The organism is Methanolobus sediminis, assembly GCF_031312595.1.
In the GTDB taxonomy this organism is placed as follows: Archaea; Halobacteriota; Methanosarcinia; order Methanosarcinales; family Methanosarcinaceae; genus Methanolobus; species Methanolobus sediminis.
In genome coordinates this window covers 1,151,714-1,174,445 of sequence record NZ_CP133592.1, presented here as the reverse complement: position 1 = coordinate 1,174,445, position 22,732 = coordinate 1,151,714, and the positions used below count along the sequence as shown (strand labels likewise).

23 protein-coding genes are annotated in these 22,732 nt (G+C 42.9%); 12 read left to right on the top strand and 11 right to left on the bottom strand.

The window, feature by feature from the left end:
• Positions 1 to 39 precede the first annotated feature (39 nt).
• The 8 genes from RE474_RS05685 to RE474_RS05650 all read left to right on the top strand — a co-directional run bounded on the left by RE474_RS05685 (position 40) and on the right by RE474_RS05650 (position 10,762).
• On the top strand, positions 40 to 939 hold the full coding sequence (locus tag RE474_RS05685; protein ID WP_309311999.1) for a hypothetical protein: 900 nt from the start codon (positions 40 to 42) through the stop codon (positions 937 to 939).
• A 25-nt stretch (positions 940 to 964) separates the two neighbouring features.
• Positions 965 to 4,489, top strand: coding sequence for a chromosome segregation protein SMC (gene smc / locus RE474_RS05680; RefSeq protein WP_309311998.1), 3,525 nt, complete (start codon positions 965 to 967; stop codon positions 4,487 to 4,489).
• Positions 4,486 to 5,337 carry a segregation/condensation protein A gene (locus RE474_RS05675; protein ID WP_309311997.1) on the top strand — a complete coding sequence of 284 codons (852 nt, stop codon included), beginning with the start codon at positions 4,486 to 4,488 and terminating at the stop codon, positions 5,335 to 5,337. The genes smc and RE474_RS05675 overlap by 4 nt, the downstream gene beginning before the upstream one ends.
• A gap of 15 nt (positions 5,338 to 5,352) precedes the next feature.
• Positions 5,353 to 6,459 carry an SMC-Scp complex subunit ScpB gene (gene scpB, locus RE474_RS05670; protein ID WP_309311996.1) on the top strand — a complete coding sequence of 369 codons (1,107 nt, stop codon included), beginning with the start codon at positions 5,353 to 5,355 and terminating at the stop codon, positions 6,457 to 6,459.
• Positions 6,460 to 6,607: 148 nt separating this feature from the next.
• A complete protein-coding gene (locus tag RE474_RS05665; protein ID WP_309311995.1) occupies positions 6,608 to 7,159 on the top strand; it encodes a TATA-box-binding protein in 552 nt (183 codons plus the stop codon).
• A 26-nt stretch (positions 7,160 to 7,185) separates the two neighbouring features.
• Complete coding sequence (aglJ, locus tag RE474_RS05660) at positions 7,186 to 8,106, top strand: S-layer glycoprotein N-glycosyltransferase AglJ (protein WP_309311994.1); 921 nt, start codon at positions 7,186 to 7,188, stop codon at positions 8,104 to 8,106.
• A gap of 307 nt (positions 8,107 to 8,413) precedes the next feature.
• On the top strand, positions 8,414 to 9,703 hold the full coding sequence (gene thiC, locus RE474_RS05655) for a phosphomethylpyrimidine synthase ThiC (protein WP_309311993.1): 1,290 nt from the start codon (positions 8,414 to 8,416) through the stop codon (positions 9,701 to 9,703).
• A gap of 282 nt (positions 9,704 to 9,985) precedes the next feature.
• A complete protein-coding gene (locus tag RE474_RS05650; protein ID WP_309311992.1) occupies positions 9,986 to 10,762 on the top strand; it encodes an SAM hydrolase/SAM-dependent halogenase family protein in 777 nt (258 codons plus the stop codon).
• 12 nt (positions 10,763 to 10,774) lie between these two features.
• Here the strand turns inward: RE474_RS05650 and RE474_RS05645 are convergent, their stop codons facing one another.
• Both RE474_RS05645 and RE474_RS05640 read right to left on the bottom strand, forming a co-directional pair.
• The gene (locus RE474_RS05645; RefSeq protein ID WP_309311991.1) at positions 10,775 to 11,254 is read right to left on the bottom strand and encodes a cohesin domain-containing protein; all 480 of its coding nucleotides are present in this window, start codon (positions 11,252 to 11,254) and stop codon (positions 10,775 to 10,777) included.
• 239 nt (positions 11,255 to 11,493) lie between these two features.
• Positions 11,494 to 12,468 (bottom strand): radical SAM protein, encoded by a 975-nt coding sequence (locus RE474_RS05640; RefSeq protein ID WP_309311990.1) that lies wholly within the window; start codon positions 12,466 to 12,468, stop codon positions 11,494 to 11,496.
• 192 nt (positions 12,469 to 12,660) lie between these two features.
• Here RE474_RS05640 and cbiM point away from each other — a divergent pair, with 192 nt between their 5' ends.
• Positions 12,661 to 13,311 (top strand): cobalt transporter CbiM, encoded by a 651-nt coding sequence (gene cbiM / locus RE474_RS05635; RefSeq protein ID WP_309311989.1) that lies wholly within the window; start codon positions 12,661 to 12,663, stop codon positions 13,309 to 13,311.
• Positions 13,308 to 13,622, top strand: a complete 315-nt coding sequence (locus RE474_RS05630) for a PDGLE domain-containing protein (protein ID WP_309311988.1) — start codon at positions 13,308 to 13,310, stop codon at positions 13,620 to 13,622. Before cbiM ends, RE474_RS05630 begins: the two co-directional genes overlap by 4 nt.
• A 29-nt stretch (positions 13,623 to 13,651) precedes the next feature.
• On the opposite strand, the gene cbiQ is transcribed toward RE474_RS05630, so the two are convergent.
• Positions 13,652 to 14,458: a cobalt ECF transporter T component CbiQ gene (gene cbiQ / locus RE474_RS05625; RefSeq protein WP_309311987.1), complete on the bottom strand. Its 807-nt coding sequence runs from the start codon at positions 14,456 to 14,458 to the stop codon at positions 13,652 to 13,654.
• A gap of 11 nt (positions 14,459 to 14,469) precedes the next feature.
• A complete protein-coding gene (locus RE474_RS05620) occupies positions 14,470 to 15,312 on the bottom strand; it encodes an energy-coupling factor ABC transporter ATP-binding protein (RefSeq protein ID WP_309311986.1) in 843 nt (280 codons plus the stop codon).
• 230 nt (positions 15,313 to 15,542) lie between these two features.
• On the opposite strand from RE474_RS05620, the gene RE474_RS05615 reads away from it, so the two are divergent.
• Together RE474_RS05615 and RE474_RS05610 are read left to right on the top strand one after the other, a co-directional pair.
• Positions 15,543 to 17,174 (top strand): ABC1 kinase family protein, encoded by a 1,632-nt coding sequence (locus tag RE474_RS05615; protein WP_309311985.1) that lies wholly within the window; start codon positions 15,543 to 15,545, stop codon positions 17,172 to 17,174.
• 127 nt (positions 17,175 to 17,301) lie between these two features.
• Positions 17,302 to 17,934: a class I SAM-dependent methyltransferase gene (locus RE474_RS05610; protein WP_309312208.1), complete on the top strand. Its 633-nt coding sequence runs from the start codon at positions 17,302 to 17,304 to the stop codon at positions 17,932 to 17,934.
• 44 nt (positions 17,935 to 17,978) lie between these two features.
• Here the strand turns inward: RE474_RS05610 and rpl12p are convergent, their stop codons facing one another.
• The 7 genes from rpl12p to ftsZ form a co-directional block, all read right to left on the bottom strand.
• Positions 17,979 to 18,284: a 50S ribosomal protein P1 gene (rpl12p, locus tag RE474_RS05605; RefSeq protein WP_309311984.1), complete on the bottom strand. Its 306-nt coding sequence runs from the start codon at positions 18,282 to 18,284 to the stop codon at positions 17,979 to 17,981.
• A gap of 52 nt (positions 18,285 to 18,336) precedes the next feature.
• Entirely contained in the window at positions 18,337 to 19,362 is a 1,026-nt protein-coding gene (locus RE474_RS05600) for a 50S ribosomal protein L10 (protein WP_309311983.1), read from the bottom strand.
• Position 19,363: 1 nt separating this feature from the next.
• Positions 19,364 to 20,005, bottom strand: coding sequence for a 50S ribosomal protein L1 (locus RE474_RS05595; protein ID WP_309311982.1), 642 nt, complete (start codon positions 20,003 to 20,005; stop codon positions 19,364 to 19,366).
• Positions 20,006 to 20,162: 157 nt separating this feature from the next.
• Positions 20,163 to 20,648 (bottom strand): 50S ribosomal protein L11, encoded by a 486-nt coding sequence (locus RE474_RS05590; RefSeq protein ID WP_309311981.1) that lies wholly within the window; start codon positions 20,646 to 20,648, stop codon positions 20,163 to 20,165.
• Positions 20,649 to 20,702: 54 nt separating this feature from the next.
• On the bottom strand, positions 20,703 to 21,170 hold the full coding sequence (locus RE474_RS05585; protein ID WP_309311980.1) for a transcription elongation factor Spt5: 468 nt from the start codon (positions 21,168 to 21,170) through the stop codon (positions 20,703 to 20,705).
• 2 nt (positions 21,171 to 21,172) lie between these two features.
• Positions 21,173 to 21,385 carry a protein translocase SEC61 complex subunit gamma gene (locus RE474_RS05580; protein ID WP_309311979.1) on the bottom strand — a complete coding sequence of 71 codons (213 nt, stop codon included), beginning with the start codon at positions 21,383 to 21,385 and terminating at the stop codon, positions 21,173 to 21,175.
• Between the two features lie 187 nt (positions 21,386 to 21,572).
• The gene (gene ftsZ, locus RE474_RS05575) at positions 21,573 to 22,682 is read right to left on the bottom strand and encodes a cell division protein FtsZ (protein WP_309311978.1); all 1,110 of its coding nucleotides are present in this window, start codon (positions 22,680 to 22,682) and stop codon (positions 21,573 to 21,575) included.
• Between the last annotated feature and the right edge of the window lie 50 nt (positions 22,683 to 22,732).

Below are 22,732 nucleotides of genomic sequence, written 5' to 3'. Positions count from 1 at the left end.
AACCGCGATGAGGGACTGAATGGATTTGCGAGGCTTTTCATGAACACTGAAAACAGGGACTTTGTCATTGAACGCCTTGAGCGGCAGCTCAAGGAAAAAGAAGCAGAACTAGACGATATTAAAACCAATCTCCGAGAGTCTATACTCCGTGAGATCAGAAGTGATCTCAAGAACGACCTTGATTTTAATAATCGCATTGCTCAGCTTGAACGTAAGGTCCAGTCCATAAGCAGTAATCTTAACGGGATAATGGATGAGCTTCTTGATCAGAAATCAATGATCAGGTCACTGAAAGAGGTTTCAGTTTCAAAAGAAAGGAAAGTTGAGCCAAAAGCCACACCAGATCTTTCATCAAATCTAACACCTAATTTAACACCTAATCCTGCACCTAAGGTTGAAAAGCCAGTTTCAGAGGCAGCACCTGTTGAATACTCAAGTCCCAGAGTTTACAGGCCGGAACCAAAACCTGTTTCAGCTTCAGCCAGTACTTCCCAACTTAAGAGTGTATCACCTTCATCGATGTTTCCTCCGTCAAACCCCTCAGTTCCTAAAGAACCCGCATCTTATGCAAGCCAGTCAAATCCAAAGGTTTCCATCAGGTCCGCAGAACCAGAATCAATTTCCAGACAAACAGCAACCTCTCAACCATCAAATATGCGTTTTAATGTGAGAGAAGTTCCTTCTGTGAAGCGTCCCGAAATGCCAGAACCTGAACCAAGATCTGAATATATTATTGCAGAAACCGATGATGAACGCCAGATGAGAATCAACAGGACATCACGCCAGGAAAGAGACTCCTGCAGTTATATCGTTGCTGAAGAGGACAAGCCAGCTTCACGCAATGATAATATCCATAATAATGAAGATTCTGATTACGACTCCATAGAGGCGCGTGAATCTGAAGATGCGGTAATAATGACTACCACACGACGAAAATAACCTTTCATAAAAACAGAGGAATCACGTGCATATCAAGGAACTTGAGTTTATAAACTTCAAATCCTTCGGGAAAAAGGTAAAAATACCTTTTTTTGATGGTTTCACCACTATTTCCGGCCCTAATGGTAGTGGTAAGTCTAACATAATAGACGGTATTCTCTTTGTGCTGGGTCTTTCAAGTTCCAGAACCCTGAGAGCCGAAAAGCTCACCGATCTCATATACAATGGAGAAGGCTCTAAAAAACCTGATTTTGCCCAGGTTACCATTCGTTTTGACAATGTTGATCGTGAAATGCCTTTTGATGCTGATGAGATCTCGATCACAAGGAAGATTAGGGAAACTGATTCCGGTTATTACAGTTATTTCTATTTCAACGGTAAGGCTGTAAGCCTTACTGATGTTCACAATTATCTTGCAAAGGCCCGTGTAACTCCTGAAGGATACAACGTTGTGATGCAGGGAGATGTCACCCGTATCATCAACATGACAGCCGGTGAGAGACGTAAGATTATAGACGAGATTGCCGGTGTTGCTGAATTTGACAGCAAGAGAGACAGGGCACTCAGCGAACTTGAGATCGTGCGTGAGAGAGTTGAAAGAGTCGACATTATCATTGAAGAGGTTGGTCAGCAGCTTGAAAAGCTAAAGACAGAACGTGACCAGGCTCTCAAATACCAGTCTCTCAAAGAAGAGAAAATGAAGTTTGAAGGCTTCGTTTTGCTGGCAAAGCTGAAGGATGCCAAGGTTGAACTCACAAATGTTGCTGACGATATTCTTGCAAAAGAAGAAGTCCTTGCCAAACTTGAAGTTGACCTCGAGGCCAAGAGAGTTGCTGTGGATAAGCTCGAGCAGGAACTTGAGGAAATGACCCTGAACATCCAGAGAATGGGTGAGGATGAGCAGATCCAGATCAAGAAGGATATAGAGGGCATCCGCGGTGAAGTTTCAAGGTGTATGGACACCATCGAGATCTCTGAAAAGGAGATGGAGGATGTAGAATCCAGAAGAAGGAAAGCTTTTGTAGAGATCGATGAGATCAAAGGCAAGCTTGAGGAACTGGATTCTAAGATTTCAGAAGAAACAATGCGTAAGGAAAGTATCCTTGCTGAGATGTCCGAGCGCAAAACTGAACGCATGCTTCTGCAAAGTAAGATTGCTGATGTTGATGCTAAATTTGCCCAGACCCGCGATGAATTGAGTAAACTGAAATCCCGGCTCGAAGCTGTGAAGAATGAGAAAAATGAACTCATGCGCCAGGAAGACCGCCTGCTTGATGCCCAGAGGAGAAAGTCTGTTGAGGCAAGGGACATTGAGAGCGAGATCGCAGATGCGAAGTCAAAAGCAGAATCTTCAGGTAGCGACACAAAATCCGTAGAATATGATATTGATAAACTCAATGAGAAGATCGATGCCCTGACCAAGGACATGGATGATCTTGAGTTCTCACGTTCCCAGTTAAAAGTTATTGTAAAGGAATTTGAGGACGAGCTTCGAAAACATGAGAATGATTATGCAAGGATCGAGGTTCGTGTCAGGGCAGCAGAGGACCACAGTAAGTATTCCAAAGCAGTTGACATGGTGATGAATGAGAAAAAACACCATGGTCTTCCAGGTATTTACGGGACGATTGCAGAGCTTGGCAGTGTTGACCAGAAGTATTCCAATGCGCTGGGAATTGCAGCCGGTGGACGTATGCAGGCTGTAGTGGTTGAGAATGATGAGGACGCTGCAAGAGCGATCTCTTTCCTGAAGCAGAGGCGTGGTGGTAGGGCAACTTTCCTTCCACTGAATAAAATGGAATCCCGCAGGCCGTACAAGGACCTTTCTGATAGGGAAGGTGTGATTGGCTATGCAATTGACCTTATTGATTTTGATAACAAATTTGAAGCTGCTTTCTGGTATGTTTTCAGGGATACACTTATTGTTGATACCTTGACGAATGCACGTCGCTTAATGGGTGGCCTGCGAATGGTTACTCTTGAAGGTGAAGTCATTGAGAAGAGCGGTGCAATGGTTGGAGGTTCCCAGCAGCAGCAGTCCGGTCTTTCCTTTGCCGCATCTGAAAAGGATAAACTTGTGAGAATAGCTGAACAGATCACCGAACTTGATTCCAAACGCAGCAACGCAATCAAGAAACTGGATCAGGTTGAAGGGCACATTGCTCAGATCAATCGTGAGATTCACGAGCACGATAAGGAAATCTCCAAGAAGCAGATGCAGCTTGAGGAGATCGAAGGTAGGGGCGAGCGTCTTGAACAGCTCATTGAGGCTAAGAGCCACGAACTTGCAGAGATCGAGGAAGCCCGCAAGCAGCTAAGAGTTGAGATGGATGCCACACTCACAAAGAAGCAGGAGCAGGAAGAACTTGTGGTTTCGCTTGAAAAGGACATTGAGGTCCTGGAAGAAAAACTTGAAGGTTCAGAGGTTCCTGAACTCAACAGGCAGGCTGAGCAGCTTGATGAGGAGATCAGGCGTCTGGATGGTCGTGTAAGGGATATTGAATCCACTCTTAATGCACTGAACCTTGACCGCAATTATGCATCTAATAAGATCGAAGAGAACAGGGAACTCATCAAGTCCATGGATGAGAAGAAGAGCACTCATAAGCAGCGTGTCTCTGAGCTAAAGAATAAGATCGCTGAACTTGAGGAATCTCTCAAGGAGAAACAGCAGCGTGAAATGGAACTTGCTGATGAGCTCAAGGAGTTGCAGCAGGAACGTGCCCGCATGCATGATGAGCATGTTGCATTGAAGAAGGAATTCGACAAGTTCAAGGGCAGGTTCGATGAGGGCAACAGGCAGATGATGGCTCTTAATGCAACAAAGGAAGCCCTCGATGAGCAGGTAAATGATCTTGCCGAAGAGATTCAGAGGCGTGGTATAGAGGAAACAGAAGAAGTTCCTAATTATGAGACTGTGCGCACAAGGATAGCTTCTATTGAAAGGGCAATGGAGCGCCTTGAACCTGTGAACATGCGTGCAATTGATGAATATGATGAAGTTGAAGCAAGACTTGACGAGCTTGTAAGCAGGCGTGATACTCTCTCATCTGAAAGGGAGCAGATTCTTGAGCGTATAAAACAGTACGAGCAGCTCAAAAAAGACACTTTCATGGAAACTTACAATGGTATCAATGAGCCATTTAAGGAAATATTCCACGAGCTTTCCGATGGAATAGGTGAGCTTGTTCTTGATAATTATGAAGACCCATTTGCAGGTGGTCTTACACTGAAGGCACAGCCAAAGGAAAAGACACTGCAGCGTCTTGAAGCGATGTCAGGAGGAGAGAAGAGTCTGACTGCGCTTTCATTTGTTTTCGCTATTCAGCAGTACAGGCCGGCGCCTTTCTATGCATTCGATGAGATTGACATGTTCCTTGACGGAGCAAATGCCGGAAGGGTTGCCCAGCGTGTGAAAAAGGCAGTTAAGAATGCACAGTTCATTGTTGTGTCCCTGAGAAAACCAATGATCGAAGCTGCAGAGCGCACGATAGGTGTTGCAATGCAGGAAAATAACATTACAAGTATTACGGGAGTGAAATTACGTTGAACGAAATAGCAGAAGATATGGAAATGGTTCAGGCAGTCGACATTGCCCAGATAGCTGATGTTTCGTTACCATGCACCATTGACCCTGAGTTCGTTGAGACTTTGAGGGGTCTGGGTGTTGATGAAGCCCTTCTGGAATTTCCGGAAGATGTCCTCAGCGAACCTGTTGAGATTCTTATGAACCTTGCAAAGGATGGCGCTATCAATCCCTGGGAAATTGATATTGTAAATGTCACCGACATGTTCCTTGAGCGCATCGAGGTCATGCAGATGCTTGATCTACGTATTTCAGGCAGAACTCTCCTTTATGCAGCGATACTCCTGCGAATGAAATCAACGGGAATCGTTCAGGAAGAAGAGGAAGATGACTGCTTTGACATGTTTGATGCTGAGCTGGATTTCTATGAAGTGGATGAATATCCTGTTCCAAAATTACCAATCAGGCGCAGGGCGACCCGTCCGGTCACACTTCAGGAGCTTATCGTTGAACTGCGCAAGGCTGAGAAGGTGGAAACCCGCAGGAAAGACCGCAGTGTCCACCGCAGGATTGAAGAAAGGGCAGTTGTAACCACAGATGAAGTCCTTGGAATTGCACATGAAGAGGACATTCTTGGGCGTGTAAGGGACATGGGTGCAATGCTGGAGAAATCCTTTGAAGACTGCGAATTTGTCATCCTTTCTGATCTTATGACCGATGACAGGTCTGAGAATATCATGACCTATGTTTCATTATTGTTCCTTGCAACCGAAAAGAAAGTCTGGCTTGCCCAGAAGGAACTTTTCGGTGAATTGTATGTGTATCCATGCAATGAGGCTTGCGATATTGTAAATGTAACTGAGGCTGCGTGAGGTGTATTCACAGTTATGAGTGATAAGGAAGTTATCGAAGCAGCTCTTTTTGCTGCCGGAGGCGCACTTGACGCTACAACTCTGGGCAGGCTGATCGGCAAAAACAAAACAAAGGCTATTCCTGTTGCTCTTGAGCTTGTGAAGGAATATTCGGAGCGTGAAACCGGCCTTGAGGTTCTGGACCTTGGCGAACGTTACGTTATGCAGGTCAAGCCCAAATATACTGATGATGTAAGACCTCTGGCTCCAAAGGAACTGAGTGCACCGATGCTTCGCACACTTTCCATGATTGCATATCACCAGCCACTTGTCCAGTCTGACCTTGTTGATATGAGGGGTAACTCTGCTTACGATCATATCAGGGAATTGAAAGAACGCGGATTTGTCGAAGCACTTCCTCACGGCAGGACTAAGATTCTGCAGACTACTTCTTTGTTTGCCGATTATTTTGGTCTGGAGTCCAACGACCCTGAACTTGTAAAAAAGAAGATCATTGAACTATCCCGCGTCCAGAGCGGACAGAGTGGTCTTAATAAATGGCTTGGAAGAAGGTTCATCGGGGTCACTCCAATGTATGAGTCCCTGATGCAGCTTTGTGGCATAAAGGAATACAAAGTTATCAATGCTTATGACCCGACTGAAGAAGAACTGGACGAGCTTGAGGACGTTTACAAGCTTGTTATTTCAAAAGGCTATCTTGAGAGGGTCAGTAAGTACTATGACGGAGAGATAATCGAGGTCAGCTCAACTACATTTGATGATCTTATAGATTCCATTAAGCTGCTTGAGAATGTCTGGGATGAAGATACCGCAAGTTCAAGTATTGAATCTATAAATGAACTCAAAGAACGTTATGTTTCTAGGGCCCTTGTAATCAGCAAGAAAGTCCGGCCTGCCACAGAGATGGTTGCGCGCATCGTCAGTGATTTGCGCCTTGGTGTTTCATCGACTGGAATTGTAATCGCTCCTGACTATGGACAATCAAGTGAGGGTGTTGAAGTTTCAGAGGGTGCTGACATTTTGATACCCACGCACAGAGGCATGGAAGGCGACCTTATAGAACGTATATGCAGCAAATATGATGCAGTGATTGATGGTCTTAAAAAACTCGAAGATGAATGATGCAGGACAAAAGTGTAAATTTCCTGCTAATAAATCTTAAAACATTTCCCATTTTATCATTTTCTTAAAAACATATATAAATGAGAGGGTATAACTTTATATACTGAATTGTTGAATATTAGCCCGCTTTAAATATGAGGATTATACTATGTCAGATTACAACATCAAAATTGAAAATGTGGTCGCATCTACCAAGCTTGCTGAGGAGTTCGATCTTACAAAAATAGAAGCTGAGTTCGAGGGTGCAGAGTATAATAAACAGAAGTTCCCTGGTCTTGTCTACCGTGTTTCTGACCCAAAAGCCGCATTTCTTGTATTCACTTCCGGTAAAGTTGTATGTACCGGTGCAAAGAATGTCGCTGATGTTCACACTGTCATAGGTAATATGGCCAAGAAGCTTAATGACATCGGCATCAAGACAATCGAGGATCCTGAGATCACCGTTCAGAACATTGTTGCATCAGCAGACCTTCAGGCGGTCCTGAACCTTAATGCAATTGCAATAGGTCTTGGTCTTGAGAATATCGAGTATGAGCCAGAGCAGTTCCCTGGTCTTGTTTATCGCATTGACGATCCTAAGGTCGTAGTACTTATTTTCAGTTCCGGAAAGCTTGTAGTCACCGGCGGTAAATCACCTGAGAATTGTGAACAGGGTGTTGAAGTCGTAAGACAGCAGCTTGACAGCATGGGTCTGCTTTAAGACCTTTCATTTCTATTTATATTAAGATGTCAAACGAAAATGTTTGTATTCTGTTGCCTACTCTGAATGAAGAGGCTACCATAGGTCAGGTCATCAGAGATTTTCGCTCTGAAGGCTTTGACAATATTCTTGTTATTGATGGTAATAGCAAGGATAAAACCCGCGAGATTGCCGAAGCAGAAGGTGCCAGGGTAGTTGTCCAGACCGGTAAAGGAAAAGGTCAGGCTATCAAGCAGGCATTTGAGCTTATCGAAGAAGACTATGTTGTCATGGCGGACGGTGACGGGACTAATCTTGCAAAGGATGTTCATGCTGTGCTAGGTCCGGTGCTGGAAGGTAAGGCCGATCATGTAATGGGCAACAGACTTGTGGATTATGAACAGGGAGCTTTCACAAGACTCAACCTTTTCGGTAACAAGGTAATAAACAAAATGTTTGGTATGGCTTATGGGGTCTGGCTTGAGGACATTCTTACAGGTTACAGGGCATTTAACAAAAAGGCTATCAAGTCCTTTGAGCTCAAGAAAATGGGATTTGAGGTCGAATCTGAGATCACAATAGATAGTGTGAAGAAAGATCTCAGGATACTTGAAGTCCCGACTACATATCTTGCCAGGAGTTCTCAGGGAGCTACAAAGCTGAATCCGCTAAAGGACGGTTTCAGGATAGTTTCCACGATCTACAAGATGGCCAAGCTTCACAATCCGATGTTCTATTTTGGAATAATAGGTGGTATGCTCATTGTAGCTGGTCTGATAGTTGGCACTTATGTCGTTCATCAATGGTTACATGGAATTACGCGCATTCCAATGACAATACTCACTACTCTGTTGGTAGTCGCAGGTTTCCAGATGTTTATTTTCGGAATGCTCAGCGACCTTATGGTTGCCCTTCACAGGGAAAACATGCGCATGCTCCGTAAGATAAGTGAAAAGGATGATGACTGATTTTTGATGACCCGTTTATTCTGGTTATGAAGTTTCAAATATCATAATTTTACGTCATTTTTCCTGTAAGCAAAACAATTTTAGTTGTATCTGGTCTTTTAGAAGATTACTTCCTATATTGTTATACTGACTTTAGATATGTCGATTGCTTCTTATTTTGTTGGAATATGTTCTTTTTTATGTTTTCATGTTCAACTAAAAATCAGCATCTATAAAGTTAACTTGACTTTCCCTCAAGTTTATTTTTTGACAAACATTATATACGATTTGGTTATTGTAGGATACATCAAAACTTGAGGTATAAACAATGACAATAGTTACAGATGCAAAAAATGGTAAGATCACAGAAGAGATGAAGATCGTCGCCGAGAAAGAAGGCAAGGATCCTGAATTCATAAGGCGTGGTATCGAAGCAGGAAGAATTGTAATCCCAATGACACCATACAGGGACATCAAGATCTGTGGTATCGGTGAAGGCTTAACCACAAAGGTCAATGCATCCATTGGTGCATCATCAGACATTGTTGACCTTGACATGGAAGTAAAGAAAGCACAGGCTGCTGAAGCTGCTGGTGCAGACACACTTATGGAGCTTGGAACCGGTGGAGACTTCCTTGGAATCAGGAAAGCAGTATGTGATGCAATATCCCTCCCAGTAGGTTCAGTACCACTCTACCAGGCATTCATCACTGCAGCAAAGAGAGATGGTTCCATTGTCCACATGACAGAGGACGACCTTTGGTATGCAACCGAGGAACAGGCAAAGCTCGGTACAAACTTCATGGCTATCCACACAGGTATCAACAATATTGTCCTTGACAGGTTGAAGTCACACGGCAGATACGGTGGTCTCTGTTCCCGTGGTGGTGCATTCATGAGCACATGGATGTTGCACAACGAGAAGGAAAACCCACTTTACGCAGACTTCGACTACCTCTGTGAAATCCTCAAGGAACACGAAGTCACCCTTTCAACAGGTAACGGAATGCGTGCAGGAGCAGTCCACGACGCAACCGACCGGGCACAGGTTCAGGAGCTCATAATCAACTCCGAGTGCGCAGAGAAAGCACACGACAAATACGACCTTCAGGTAATCGTAGAAGGACCAGGTCACGTACCACTTGATCAGGTAGAGATGAATGTCAAGCTCATGAAAGCAATGAGCAACAGGAAACCATTCTACATGCTCGGTCCACTTGTATCAGACATTGGTGCAGGCCGTGACCACATCGTAACAGCAATCGGTGCATCAGCATCTGCAGCAGCAGGCTGTGACTTCCTCTGTTACGTAACACCAGCAGAACACCTTGCACTTCCAAACCTTGAAGATGTAGTTGAGGGTGTCAAGACATCAAAGATCGCAGCACACGTCGGTGACATGGTCAAATACCCAGACACAGCTCGTGATGTAGACCTCGCAATGGGCAGAGCACGCGCAAAACTTGACTGGGAAGCACAGTACAAACTTGCACTCGACCCAGAACTTGCAAGAGCAACCCGTGACAGCAGATCCCCAGGCGACGAAGATGCATGTACAATGTGCGGTGACTTCTGCGCTCTTAAGATCGTAAACCAGAACTACGACCTTTGCAAATAATGCCATCGGGCATTATTTCTCTTCTTTTTTCTTTTTCAGATCTACACAAAACCTTTTTTCTTCTTTTCTGAATGTTTTTTGAAAAATCACTATCTGTCCGATTTTCATGGAAAGCACCTTTATGTAAATCCTGAGGAATGCAGGGTTACAGTTTATTCATGTGAAGAGCATCCTGAAAATGCATATTTATGATTAATTCTTGCTTCATGCATGGATACTTATGCGAATCTGCACTGTATAATCTAAGTATGTATTTATATCAAAACTGGCAAAAATAACCTTATGTCAGTAATCACTCTTACTACTGATTTTGGCTCTCTTTATCCCGCATCCATGAAAGGTGTCATACTCAGCATAAATCCTGATGCTACAATTGTTGATATTAGTCATTCAGTTCCTCCCACTGACATCAGGGCAGGTGCTTTTGCTCTCTATTCTGTGGTCAAATATTTCCCACCGGGGACAATCCATATAGGCGTAATTGATCCGGGAGTAGGCAGTGACCGTAAAGCAATAATTGTCAAAGCAGGTGACCAGTGGTTTGTAGGACCTGATAATGGTCTTTTGATTCCCTCTGCACGTCTGCTAGGAGCGATTGAGGTCTATGAGATTATGGAGGATGGACTTTCTGAGCGTATCTCATCAACGTTCCATGGCAGGGATATCTTCGCTCCCGCAGCCGCATACTTATCAAATGGAAAGGATGTCCTTGAAATTGCACGCAAAACAGATGATTATGTGGGCATGGATTTTTCAGGTTATACAATAGAAAAGCAGTTTATCGAAGCAACTGTTGTTTACGTGGATGATTTCGGGAATATAATTACCAATATCCCTGGTGAGAAGATACTGGATGAAATTGAAGTAGGAACCCTTCTCTCTGTATCTGGCAGACAAATGCCTTTTCTGAACACTTATAGTGGAGTTTCAAAATGGGAATTGGTTGCATTAATAGGAAGTCATGGATTCTTTGAGATAGCTGTGAATCAGGGTAGTGCTTCACGCCTGCTTCATCTGGCTAATGGTAATAGCATAAGAATAGGAATGAGCAGGAGTTAACTGCGCATCTCCTCATCTCCTCTTAATAAAGTACAAACAGCACATTGCCATTATTGCTATTAGTGCACTGTTCTGGCCGGTTTTTGGACTTTTTTCTTCAGCTGTGGTTTCCATATCAGTTTTCGGAGTGGTTAGTTCCACATCACCAACTGCAATCTCTGCATTGGTTACTGTTACGGGGAGTTTGTCCCCTTCAGAGTTGGTAATTACCACATTTTTCATCTCAAGATTGGCCAGTCCTGAATTGTTCTTTGCCTGAAGTGTAACGGTCGCAAATGCTTCCCTGTCAAGAATCATGTCATCTCCCATTATCACTGAATAGATATTGGTAACAGTTCCAAGCTCGTTATCAATAGTTCCTTTTGAGAACATTATTTTTGCTCCCTTCTGCTTGAAGAAGTTACCTTCTGCAATGGATACAACTTCTATCAGTGAGGGGTCATACGTAAGTTGCATCTCTGCACCGGAGACATTTACATCACTTTCCATCATAATATCAAATGTAAAAGTCTCATTTTCTTCAACGTGTAATTGAGATGGTTCCAGAGATACTGCTATCTCCGCGTTTGCAGTTCCTGCAATCAGCAGGGTTAAAAGAATAAAGACGGAGACGGCTGAGAATATCCTGCAGTTCTTAATATATGGAATATGATCACCTTCAATTATTGTATATAATTATTGGTGGGTTATTATATTAAAAGCATTGCAGGTGCTATTATGGGTAGATGAATTCACATCCATTCGTAGTGCCTTGCAACTTCGGTATTGAAATTATACATAAGACTGTTCTCAACATAACCAAAGAAAAGACATTTCTGGCAAACACGCGCTTTCTCTTTTCGGACTTTCGTTGTTCTTTCCCAAAAGTTCGCAATACCTTCGTTGATGTGACCTATTTGTTCACGATATACTCTGCAATTTTCTATACTGCCATCTGCTGTGACATCGAGTATGATGTCGTTTGCATGGCAGGTGAAATCAGGTTTCAGGTCACGGACCATTTTAAGATATGTATATGAGTTAATTATCGGATAACCTTCTTTTTTCATCTCAATTATCCTGTCCACAGTCTGATGATACCTTGAGATGTCACGAATTCCCATTCTTTCCCATGTATCGTTTTCTATTCCCTGGAATTCGTACATGGGCTCGAATGATATTTTCACGTCCAGATCTTTTGCCATTGTGATCAGTTCTTCGATATCATCCAGGTTCTTTCCACTGATAACACAGTTTAGCAGAAGAGGATTGTCAATCCTGTCTTTTGCTTTAAGGATTCCTTGCATTATTCTATCAAGATCCACGCCTCTAATGTCCTTGTAGCTGGAAGTCCCGTCAACAGAAACAGAAAGGTAGTCCAGGTCTGTGAGTTCATCTATTCGTTTTTCAAGCAAAAGTCCGTTGGTTATGAGGGATGTTACCATTCCAATGCTTTTTGCATGAGCCAGTATTTCAGGAAGGTCTTTTCTGAGAAGCGGCTCCACTGTCCAGGCGTTATATACAAGGATTCCAAAGTCTCTTGCTTCGTCAAGGAGCTTGAAGATATCCTGAAGCTCCATTTCTTTACCCTCTGTTTTCCAGTATTCGCAAAATGAGCATTTCATGTTACATCTGGAATTGATTGCGTGTGATAATACAAATGGACGTTTCCTGATGTGCATTTGCCAGACAGCTTTTGCAGCAATGAATGGTGAATATTTAGACATGTATTTTCATCCGATTTTATAGTTCTATCACTTTCTGTATTATATATCTTGGTTCTGATGGCTTTAGTGGAGGTAATACGAATATTGACAATGTTAATTCATTAAGTATATATAGTTCCTAGTACGTATCCACAAGTGTTACAAAAAAAGATAATTTTCATATTATTCCATATGACTTAATGAGGATTTAAAATGCATATTCCGGATTCCTTTATACCAATGGGTCAGGCAATCGTCTACTGGGTGATTGCTCTACCTTTCATATTTATGTCCCTTAAATGGGCTAGAAAAGAACTTGATGACATGAAAGTACCTATTCTTGCAGCTCTTGCAGCAGGTATATTCGCGATACAGGCATTGAACATTCCAATTGGAATGGGAACCAGTGGTCACATGGTCGGTGCAGTCCTTGTCTCCATTATATTCGGAAGCCCTATGGCAGGTGTTCTTGTACTTACACTTGTACTTCTGGTTCAGGGTTTCGTCTTTGGTGACGGTGGTATCACGACAATGGGTGCAAACATCTTAAATATGGGTGTCATATCCGGCTTTACAGGATATTACCTGTTTGTTGCACTGAAGAATAAGACTGGTATCAAAGCAGCTTCATTCGTAGGAGCCTGGATCGGTCTTCTGATTTCTGCTCTTACCTGTGCAGTTGAAATGTCAATTGCAGGTACATTCCCTCTGGTAGCAGGACTTGCAACAATGGGTCTTTACCATCTGATAATCGGCTTTATCGGTGAAGGTCTTATCACAGCAATTGTAATAACTGCGATTGAAAAATCAAGACCTGATCTGCTTGATTCATCGGTTACAAATGCAAAAGGTGTGAGGGCATGAGTGTGGCTGCAAGTTCCAACATGAACATGAAATTCCTTTATGCAGGAATTGCTATTGCCTTGTTGATCGCCATTGCTGCTCCTTTCCTGGCCTCTCCTGATCCTGATGGTCTTGAAAGTGCAGCGGGAAGCATTGTGGAAGAATCAAAATTAGCTGGAATGGAAGAATCAGCTCCTTTTGTAGAGTCTCCAATGCCGGATTACTCAATTGAAGGGCAGGGCAAGATGGGAGAAGTAGCCGCAGTTGTTGCAGGTACTATCCTTGTTCTTGGTATCAGTTTTGTATTGGGAAAAGCAGCGAAAAAGAACTGACCCTTTTCCTTTCTTTTTTTATTTTGTTTTCAGGCTGCAAAAGCCATAATTATTGTTCCGATGGTAATTAGCGAAAACAGTATGTCACTTGTTTTTATTTTGTTCTTGTGAACGTATACTTTATTGGTGCTGGAATAACCTCTGCATAGCATGCTGATATAGGTACGCTCGCCCTGTTCGTATGAACGAATGAACAATGAACTGATGGTATATGCAACCTGTTCGAGAATCCATTTACGTGGTACATCTTTATTCCACATATAGAACAGCCGTGTTTTCTGTGCAACCCTTATACGCTTGAGAATTATCCAGAATACGAAAAGGTACCTCACCATCATTGATAGTATAAGTGTGAACTCTGCGGGCATTCCGAGGCGTCTTGCAGAGCTAACCATGTCATTCATCTTCATTGTAGATGATATGAGGACAATGGCTGTGATGCAAACTATGTACTTGGCAAGCAGTATAATGCCGAATGTTATGCCTTCATAGGTCATAGTGAGTCCAAGCGGCAGGTCTACTGGGTAGATCGTGAATGTTTCAATAAAGGGTTGCCTTACAAAAGGTTGTATAAGGACAATTGCAAGTCCGAAAGGCAATATTGAGAGAATCCTTAAAAGAGAGTATAATGGATTAAGTTTTGCAATTGCCATCAGGAGTACGATATAAAGTTCCAGTATTGCGAGTTTTGTGAAATTGGCTTCATCCATGCGCGGAAGACTGACTGCAAAAATGATTATGGCAAGGAGTGCAAGTATCTTTGTTCTTCCGTCAAGCCTGTGGACCGGGCTGTCCTTATATGCTTCCCTTTCAATATCAGTGAGTGTGATCTTCATGGGCAGGCCTTTTATTTTTCATTGATGAGGCGGATAATTTCGTCTCTTGCATCCGGTGGTGTTATTTTTATATCTGCATCAAATCCGGATTCCTGAAGTAATTCAAACACTTCTGCAATGCGTGGCATTCTCAGGTGTGCATTTTCGAGTACCTGGTGCTTTTTGAATATTTCCTTTGCAGTTCCTCTGGCTTCTATCCGTCCGTGATGCATCACATAGACCACATCCGCAAAAAGAGGCACAATGTCAACATCATGGGTTGAAAGGATTACGGTTATTCCGAATTTCCTGTTCATGCCATCAATAATTTTCATTATATTCTCGGCGCTTTGGGGGTCAAGTCCTGCAGTTGGTTCATCAAGTACAACCACTTCGGGTTGCATTGCAAGTACGCCTGCTATAGCCACGAGTTTCTTCTGCCCTCCGCTTAGGTGGTGCGGGGAACGTTCCTCAAAACCTGAAAGGTTCACCAGTTCAAGTGCTTTCTTTACTCTTCTCTCAACTTCTTCTTCGTCAAGACCCATGTTTATGGGTCCGAAAGCAACATCCTGCTCAATTGTGGGTGCAAGTATCTGATCGTCAGGATTCTGGAACACAATACCTACAGTCTGGCGAACGGTCCTGATGTTTTTCTTTGAGATTTGCTCTCCTTTTACAAGGACTTCTCCTGAGGCAGGTTTTAATATGCCGTTCAGGTGTCTGAAAAGGGTGGATTTGCCGGCTCCATTTGCTCCGAGAATTGCTATCTTTTCTCCGGGATAAAGGTCAAGGTCTACATTATCAAGAGCCTTTGTCTTGCTGTTTGCGTAAAAATAGGATACTCCTTTTAATTGAACTATAGGTTTTTCGGTCATTATAGTCACGCTGATTTACAACCGGCCAAAAAGCCTGTTTTTGACAGGGAGCTTTTTCATTCTACATAAGAATCCTGTTATAAATACTTGTTTGGTGTTACCAAATGAAATTATTTTTTTATTCAAGTTATTTTAATGCACATTAATAGTAATATCGTGTTTTTATTCAAAAGGAAGAATTATTAGGATGATGCTAAGTTATATCTACTAACAGGACAAACATAGTATCGATGTTCAGGAAAATCCGCAGATACATTACTATCTTCAGGGTATTCTCAAAATACAACCTTTTCAGCCTTATATACAGTGAGGTCAACCAATATTATGTTTCCAACAGGAGAAATCCATGCGTTCTGGATTCCAAAAACAGGGAAAATGCTGTTAAACTCAGGAAAGCCATGGAGGAACTCGGTCCTACTTTCATAAAGCTGGGTCAGATCTTGAGTAAAAGGCCTGACATTGTTCCTGCTATATACATAGAGGAACTCGGGAACCTTCAGGATAATGTCAATCCACTTGAATTTGATAAAATGAAGGTGGCATTTGAAGGTTTCAGTTGTAGTATTGGTACTGAAGAGATCAACGATTCCCTTGAACATTCTAATTTTGATATTCTGAGTATTTTTGATGAATTCAACACTGAACCAATTGCTTGTGCTTCAATTGCTCAGGTCTATGAAGCTAAACTCGATGGAAAAAGAGTTGCTGTAAAGATTACAAGACCTAATTTGATAGAGACTATCAATCTTGATCTTGCAATACTTTATGACCTCAGACCTCTGATTGTAAGGATGATAGGTCTGGGTAAGAATTTTGATATCGGTTCTTTCCTTTATGAGTTCAGGGAACTCCTGAATCGTGAGCTTGACCTTAGTAATGAGGCAAGGAACATCAAGCGTTTTGCAGAGAACTTTGAGGATGTGAAGGAGGTCCATGTTCCGTATATTTATGATGATTATTCCAATGAGAATGTGCTTGTTATGGATTATATGGAAGGTGTTACCATCAGGAAACTTTCAGGAGTTACTCCTGAAAAGAAGAAATGGTATGCAGATATTGTCAGTAAGAGCTACCTGAAGCAAGTCTATCTTGATGGCTTTTACCATGCCGATCCTCACAGTTCCAACATTATATTGCAGGAAGATGGTATTGCATACATTGATTTTGGGGCAGTTGGCATAATTGATGATGAACTGCGCCGCAATATGCTAAATCTTTTCTACGGTATCTACAAGAAGAGACTTGATGTTGTTTTTGAATCTTTCATGAAGATCACGGGAGTAAATAAGGAAGATGTCAACGTACGTCGCTTCAAACTTGATCTTGATGATATAATATCCAAGCAGAATTATTCATCCGGCGAACGCCAGAGCGATAATTATGCAACACTTGCCCTTAAGTATGATCTCTCCTTGCCAAGCGAGTTCTCAACACTTGAAAGAGCATTAATTCTAATTGAAGCAAACTGTCTTGAACTGGATCCAAAATTCAACCTTCTGGAAAATGCAAAGCCTGTAATTATCAAGGTTTTGATGAAACGCTATTCGCCATTTGAGGCTTTCGAGTACTTGCAACTTGAAGGGGATAGGTATCTGGAAATTATCAAGGAATTGCCTCAGGGTGTCAATGATGTTATTGAAACCATCAGGGGCTATAAGATTGAGAGATTTGAAAAGAAGACCGATGAGATCAGGAAGTACAAGACAATTGATTCAATTTCCAAATATACCTTCCTTCTTGGTATTTTTCTTGCGTCTTCATACTTTGCGATTAGTGGCGAAGGTTACCTGCCATTAATGGGTATCATAGGATTTATCTGTGCTATATTCCTGTTTGCAGTTATGTTTGTAAAGAACTCCTGACTTTTGTCCATATTTTTATTTATTATCATGCAGTGATTGCAAATTTTATTTATGTTTAGTTTCATAGTAAATATTGGGAGTAAGAGTTCATTAGTTTTTAGTTAAGAACGGAAGAGGATGTGAGGAGATAAATCACACAAAGGGAAATTATTTTGGGTGGTTATTTGGTGGGAAGCACTATGATTTTTTTGCAACTATTCTCGGATTTGGTAATGCATATTACAATCAGGTAGCTGAAATTCTGCCACTTGAAAACGGGATGTCTGTCCTTGACCTGGGATGTGGTACCGAGTCTGTTGGTATTGCAATTTCCAGATATCATAGAAGGGATGTGGAAATCCATGGAGTTGACCTGTCAGGTACTCAGCTGGATTATGCAGCTGTTAAAGGCACAAGATCAGGTATTGATCTGAATCTTTATAGGGGCTCAATGGATCTGTTGCCTTTCAATGATGGATCATTTGATCTTGTAGTTACATCAGTGGCTTTCTGTGAAACAACATCCGAGGTTAGAAAAGGAGCTATTATGGAAGCTTCACGCGTGCTAAAGGATAAAGGTTTTTTTGCGATTGTGGATTGTGCAAAACCAATTCTTGGTCTGGATACAGTGATGATGCTTCCGTTCTTTATGTTCAAGGAAACAGCTGAAAGCTGGAATAACCATTATCCTGAAATTTGTAGGGAAAACGATCTGATTCTTGAAAAAGAGGTCTATATCAAATCCTATGTAAAATGCCAGCTTTTCAGGAAAGCTGATTAAAAAAGAATGTTTGTCCGCACAAAGGCGGACAAGAAGTAGTTTGTTTATCCGAAAAGTGCTCCGAGACCAGCCATGCCGCTCTCTTCTGATGCATCTTCTTCTTCTTCAGCTGCTGCTTCTTCTGCTGGAGCTGCCTCAGCTGCTGCTGGTGCTGCTGCTGCTGGTGCTGCTGCTACTGCTGCGGTTGCCATTGCTTCCTCGATGTCTACGCCATCAAGAGCTGCGACAAGTGCCTTTGCACGTGCATCGCTTACTTCAACGCCTGCTGCCTGAAGTACTGCTGTTACTGCTTCTTCTGTAATGTCTTTACCTGCTTTAAAGAGTAAAAGTGCTGCATATATGTATTCCATGTGAAATCACCTTTTATTTATTAATGTAAGTTATGTAGTTTGTTAATTCTGATTATCCGAAGAGTGCTCCAAGTCCGGCCATGCCATCTTCTTCTGATGCCTCTTCTTCCTGTTCTTCTTCCTTCTCTTCTGCTTCAACAGTCTCTGTTACAACTGCCGCGGCTGCTGCGCTTGCTGCTGCACCGAGTGCTTCCTTCAGTTCATCGTCAACTGCGTCTTCATTGTTAGCAGATGCAGCGGATGCGACTGAGAGCATCTCCAACTGTGCTTTTCCAAGGAGCAGATCGACAATTCCTGGTTCCAGTACCACTGCTTCGACACCAAGGTTGCGTGACTCTGTTGTTGCTTTTGCAATGAGTGTCTTGATGTTCTCTTCTGTTGGGTATGCTGCGAACACGGATGTGTTGAATGCCTGCTGTGTTGCCAACACAATGTCTGAGAAGAATTTGTCTTCGTCGATAGCCAGTACATCTGGTGTGAAGATCATTCCGTTCTCAAAGGCTGCTCTGAGGTCAAGACCTACTTCCATTGGGTAGATCTCAAGTCTTGTAAGCATTGCAGCAAGTTTCTGTGAAACTGCTTCGCCTTCCTTTGCTACGGCTTTAGTCTCTCTGATTACCACCTTGCCACCGTCGATAGCTGCAGGGATTCCTGCTGCCTGCATATCTCCGAGTATTGGGCCTGGTGGGAATGATGTTGGTCCCTTTTCGACGATAATATCGCGAGGTGCAATAGTACCTGCTTTGATTGGGGATGGGCTCTTGCTCTTTTCCAGTGTTTTGAACAGTTTGAATGGATTCTGTTCTGTAAATACAAGGGCGGTCTGTACGTCTACGTACTCTTCCATTTCCTTTACTTCACTGGACTGCTCAAGTGCTCTTCTGATAAGGGTGTTCCTTGCGACTTTCAAAACAGCCTTGCCTTTAAGATCCCTTCTCATTTTCTGAAGCTGCTTTGCTGGAATTCCACCAATACCAATGACACCCATTATTGGGTATTCCTTGATGAGTTCCTTAATTGCCTCAACTTCATCCTTCTTCCACTGTGGGATGTGGCTTGTGTGGTGTTCTTCAGCCATATTATACCACCTTCGCTGATTTACCCATAGTGGTCGTAACATAAATGGATCTTATGTTATGCTTACCTTTTTCAAGGGCACCTTCCACTCTGCTAAGGACTGTTTCTACGTTCTCTGCAAGTTTCCGGACATCCATGTCTCTGCGGCCAACGGATACGTGGAATGTGAGCTTGTCTTTTGATCTTATCCTGATTGAGCTTCTTGCGCTGTTGATAAGATCAGCCACGTTCTTTCCTGGTGGCAATGGAGTTGGCATCTTACCTCTTGGACCCAATATGGCACCAAGAGCCTTACCGATCTGTGCCATGTACTGAACTTCTGCAATGAAGAAGTCATACTCATTGGCAACTGATCTTGCACGTGCTTTGTCTTCTCCCATCTCTGCAAGATCTTCTTCGGAGAATACCATCTCTGCGCCAGCACTCTTTGCCTGGAGGCCGACCTCACCTTTCGCAAATACTGCGATCTTGAGGTCTTTACCCAGACCGTGTGGAAGTAATATCTCTTCATCAACACGGTTTTTAGGCTGACTCATGTCCAGATTCTTTAAGTTAATAGCGAGTTCAACACCCTCTGGGAATTTCCTCTCAGGTGAATCTGCTAATAACTTCTCAATAGTTTCTACTATATTTTCGTCTGCCATTCTTTACCTCCCGTAGTGTGAACTCATGGTTCAGGCAGGACCTTAACGGTCTACTACGGATTTGTCTAGAGTTTCAGGCTTTCAGACCTTCACTCTGTCTATAATGGGCACACCAATTAACGGTATTTATGTTAAAGTTATTGGTTAAAGCATGGAATTACCATGCTTCTTGTGCCAGTGCATCGTCAAACTGTCCCTCGTCGATAGCTTTCTGGCATTCTTTTGGAGACATGCCTTCTGCTGTAACGCCCATTGGGACACAGGAACCAATTACTTCTTTTATTGCAGCCTTAAGTTCGTATGAAAGAATATCGTCTTTCTTCATACGTGCTATTTTTGCTGCCTGTGCAATAGTAATGTTTCCTACGATTGTTGTGCTAGGTTCGCCGGATCCCTTCTGGATTCCTGCTTCCTGCAATATGAGTGCAGATGTTGGTGGGGTTCCGACTTCGATTTCGAAACTCTTGTTGTCTGCTACTATTACCTTGACAGGGACTTGCATCCCATTGTAATCTTTTGTCTTTTCGTTGATCTTGTCGATCACGTCTTTGATGTTAATTCCAAGAGGTCCAAGTGCAGGACCGAGTGGTGGGCCTGGATTTGCTTTTCCTCCTGGGACCAATGCTTCTACAACATTTGCCATTTGAATATCACCGTTGGATTAAATAATAAATATTAATTTAGATTCTTTATGTTCTCAGGCGTTTCCTTCTTCATCTTTCCTGAGGACTCTTACAGTATCTCCGCGAATAGTTATAGGTATCGGTACAACTGCATCGAACAGTTCTACTGTGATTTCCTCATGTCCTTCATCTACTCTCTTTACACGTGCCTTTTCACCTTTGAAAGGACCTGACGTGATTTCGATGATTGCGCCTTCTGAGATTCCTGTAACTGTTGGTTTTGGTGTAAGGAAATGTGATATCTCCTCTATGGAAGACTGCCCTTTTACCAATGCCCTGGCATGTGGTACGGTCTGTATTGCCTGTTCCACATCTCCGGGAGACGAAGCTTCAATTAGCACATATCCTTTCAGCTCATCCGGTGCAAGGATCGCCCTGATGTCCAGGTGCTCTTTCCTTGCGGATTGAGTTATCATATTTGCTACTGATCTTTCCTGATTCGCAGTTGTTTTTACTACGAATATTGCTGACTCTGCGGTCATGATTACACCCATTTAGGCATTTCCACCAGAAGTATATAAATAAGGAAACCTATGAACCCAATTGCAAGGATTCCAAGACCAGCAACCTTGGCTATGGTCAGGAACTCCTCTCTTGATGGTTTCTTTGTTAGTTTGAGTACCCTTAAATATGTCTTCAAGGATTGGTTTATGCTTGCGCTATTGATATTGCTTAAATCAAATGAATTTTCTGCCAAAGTACTTCACAACCGGTTATGATCGTTTATAATGCATGCGTTTATTTTGAAGCCGTATAATGTCAGAACTTTGTGTCTGCTGATATATAGCGCCATCAAAACAACGTCTTTGATAAAATACCTTTCGATTGGATTGCGTATATATGCCATCCCATCGAAAGTATGTATGTTAAAAAAGGGAGAGATTCTATTTAACAAAATCGATTCCGTATTTTCTGGTTACATTCTTCGCGCCGCCGTGACCATAGATTTGTGGTGATTTCACACCAGTTACCACGATCATTGTACGCACGGTCTGCTCAAGTTCATCGTTGACCTGGGCACCCCAGATAAGTCTTGCTTCGGGGTCGATCCTGCTGTAAACTTCCTGTACAACACTCTCTGCCTCTGCAATTGTCATGTCCGGTCCGCCGATCACATTGACTAGCGCTGAAGTTGCACCGGATATGTCTACGTCCAGAAGTGGACTGCGAAGTGCTTTCTGTACGGATTCGACAGCTTTTGCTTCACCATCTGCTTCGCCAAGTCCGATCATTGCCACGCCACCGTTCTGCATGACTGTTCTGACATCGGCAAAGTCAAGGTTAACAAGACCTGGTTTTGTGATTAGTTCTGTGATACCTTTTACTGCTCTCATGAGAACTTCATCAGACACTTTGAATGCTGCCTGAAGTGGTAATCTTGGAACAACTTCAAGGAGTTTGTCATTTGGAACTACAATAACTGTGTCTGCAACTTCCCTGAGTCTCTCAAGACCAGCTTCTGCATTTGTTCTTCTGACCTGTCCTTCCACACTGAAAGGCAGTGTAACAACAGCAATGGTAAGAGCTCCGGCATCCCTCGCAGCTTCAGCTACAACTGGTGCTGAACCTGTTCCGGTTCCTCCTCCCAGTCCGCATGTAATAAATACCATGTCACTGCCGTTTACTACGGCTGCGATCTCGTCAACGCTCTCCAGAGCTGCATCCTCTCCGATCTGCGGGAGACTACCGGCACCAAGGCCTCTGGTTTTCTTCCTGCCAATGAGTATCTTCTGGTCTGCCCTTATGTTTAAAAGGTGCTGAGCATCTGTATTTACCGCAATGAACTCTGCGCCTTTTATTCCTTCCTCGACCATTCTCTGAGTACTGTTGGAGCCTCCTCCGCCACAACCTATCACTTTGATATTGGTGTGTAACTGGCGTAGCATCTCCTCTAATTCTGCATTTATGTCTTTGTGCTCAGGGCTTGCAGGTGAACCGCGGATATTTGCCTCCTGCTCAGACCTTGCAAGTGCCTCTTCTACTATGGATCTCATTCTTTTTCTCCCTCAAATGAAAATCGTATATTGGATTACAGGTATGATTA

Bases quoted from the DNA above. Each gene is read 5' to 3' on its own strand.
- RE474_RS05685 (WP_309311999.1), top strand. From the start codon at position 40: ATGAACACTGAAAACAGGGACTTTGTCATTGAACGCCTTGAGCGGCAG.
- scpB (WP_309311996.1), top strand. From the start codon at position 5,353: ATGAGTGATAAGGAAGTTATCGAAGCAGCTCTTTTTGCTGCCGGAGGC.
- RE474_RS05665 (WP_309311995.1), top strand. From the start codon at position 6,608: ATGTCAGATTACAACATCAAAATTGAAAATGTGGTCGCATCTACCAAG.
- aglJ (WP_309311994.1), top strand. From the start codon at position 7,186: ATGTCAAACGAAAATGTTTGTATTCTGTTGCCTACTCTGAATGAAGAG.
- thiC (WP_309311993.1), top strand. From the start codon at position 8,414: ATGACAATAGTTACAGATGCAAAAAATGGTAAGATCACAGAAGAGATG.
- RE474_RS05650 (WP_309311992.1), top strand. From the start codon at position 9,986: ATGTCAGTAATCACTCTTACTACTGATTTTGGCTCTCTTTATCCCGCA.
- RE474_RS05645 (WP_309311991.1), bottom strand. From the start codon at position 11,254: ATGATGGAAAGTGATGTAAATGTCTCCGGTGCAGAGATGCAACTTACG.
- RE474_RS05640 (WP_309311990.1), bottom strand. From the start codon at position 12,468: ATGTCTAAATATTCACCATTCATTGCTGCAAAAGCTGTCTGGCAAATG.
- cbiM (WP_309311989.1), top strand. From the start codon at position 12,661: ATGCATATTCCGGATTCCTTTATACCAATGGGTCAGGCAATCGTCTAC.
- RE474_RS05630 (WP_309311988.1), top strand. From the start codon at position 13,308: ATGAGTGTGGCTGCAAGTTCCAACATGAACATGAAATTCCTTTATGCA.
- cbiQ (WP_309311987.1), bottom strand. From the start codon at position 14,458: ATGAAGATCACACTCACTGATATTGAAAGGGAAGCATATAAGGACAGC.
- RE474_RS05620 (WP_309311986.1), bottom strand. From the start codon at position 15,312: ATGACCGAAAAACCTATAGTTCAATTAAAAGGAGTATCCTATTTTTAC.
- RE474_RS05615 (WP_309311985.1), top strand. From the start codon at position 15,543: ATGTTCAGGAAAATCCGCAGATACATTACTATCTTCAGGGTATTCTCA.
- rpl12p (WP_309311984.1), bottom strand. From the start codon at position 18,284: ATGGAATACATATATGCAGCACTTTTACTCTTTAAAGCAGGTAAAGAC.
- RE474_RS05600 (WP_309311983.1), bottom strand. From the start codon at position 19,362: ATGGCTGAAGAACACCACACAAGCCACATCCCACAGTGGAAGAAGGAT.
- RE474_RS05595 (WP_309311982.1), bottom strand. From the start codon at position 20,005: ATGGCAGACGAAAATATAGTAGAAACTATTGAGAAGTTATTAGCAGAT.
- RE474_RS05590 (WP_309311981.1), bottom strand. From the start codon at position 20,648: ATGGCAAATGTTGTAGAAGCATTGGTCCCAGGAGGAAAAGCAAATCCA.
- RE474_RS05585 (WP_309311980.1), bottom strand. From the start codon at position 21,170: ATGACCGCAGAGTCAGCAATATTCGTAGTAAAAACAACTGCGAATCAG.
- ftsZ (WP_309311978.1), bottom strand. From the start codon at position 22,682: ATGAGATCCATAGTAGAAGAGGCACTTGCAAGGTCTGAGCAGGAGGCA.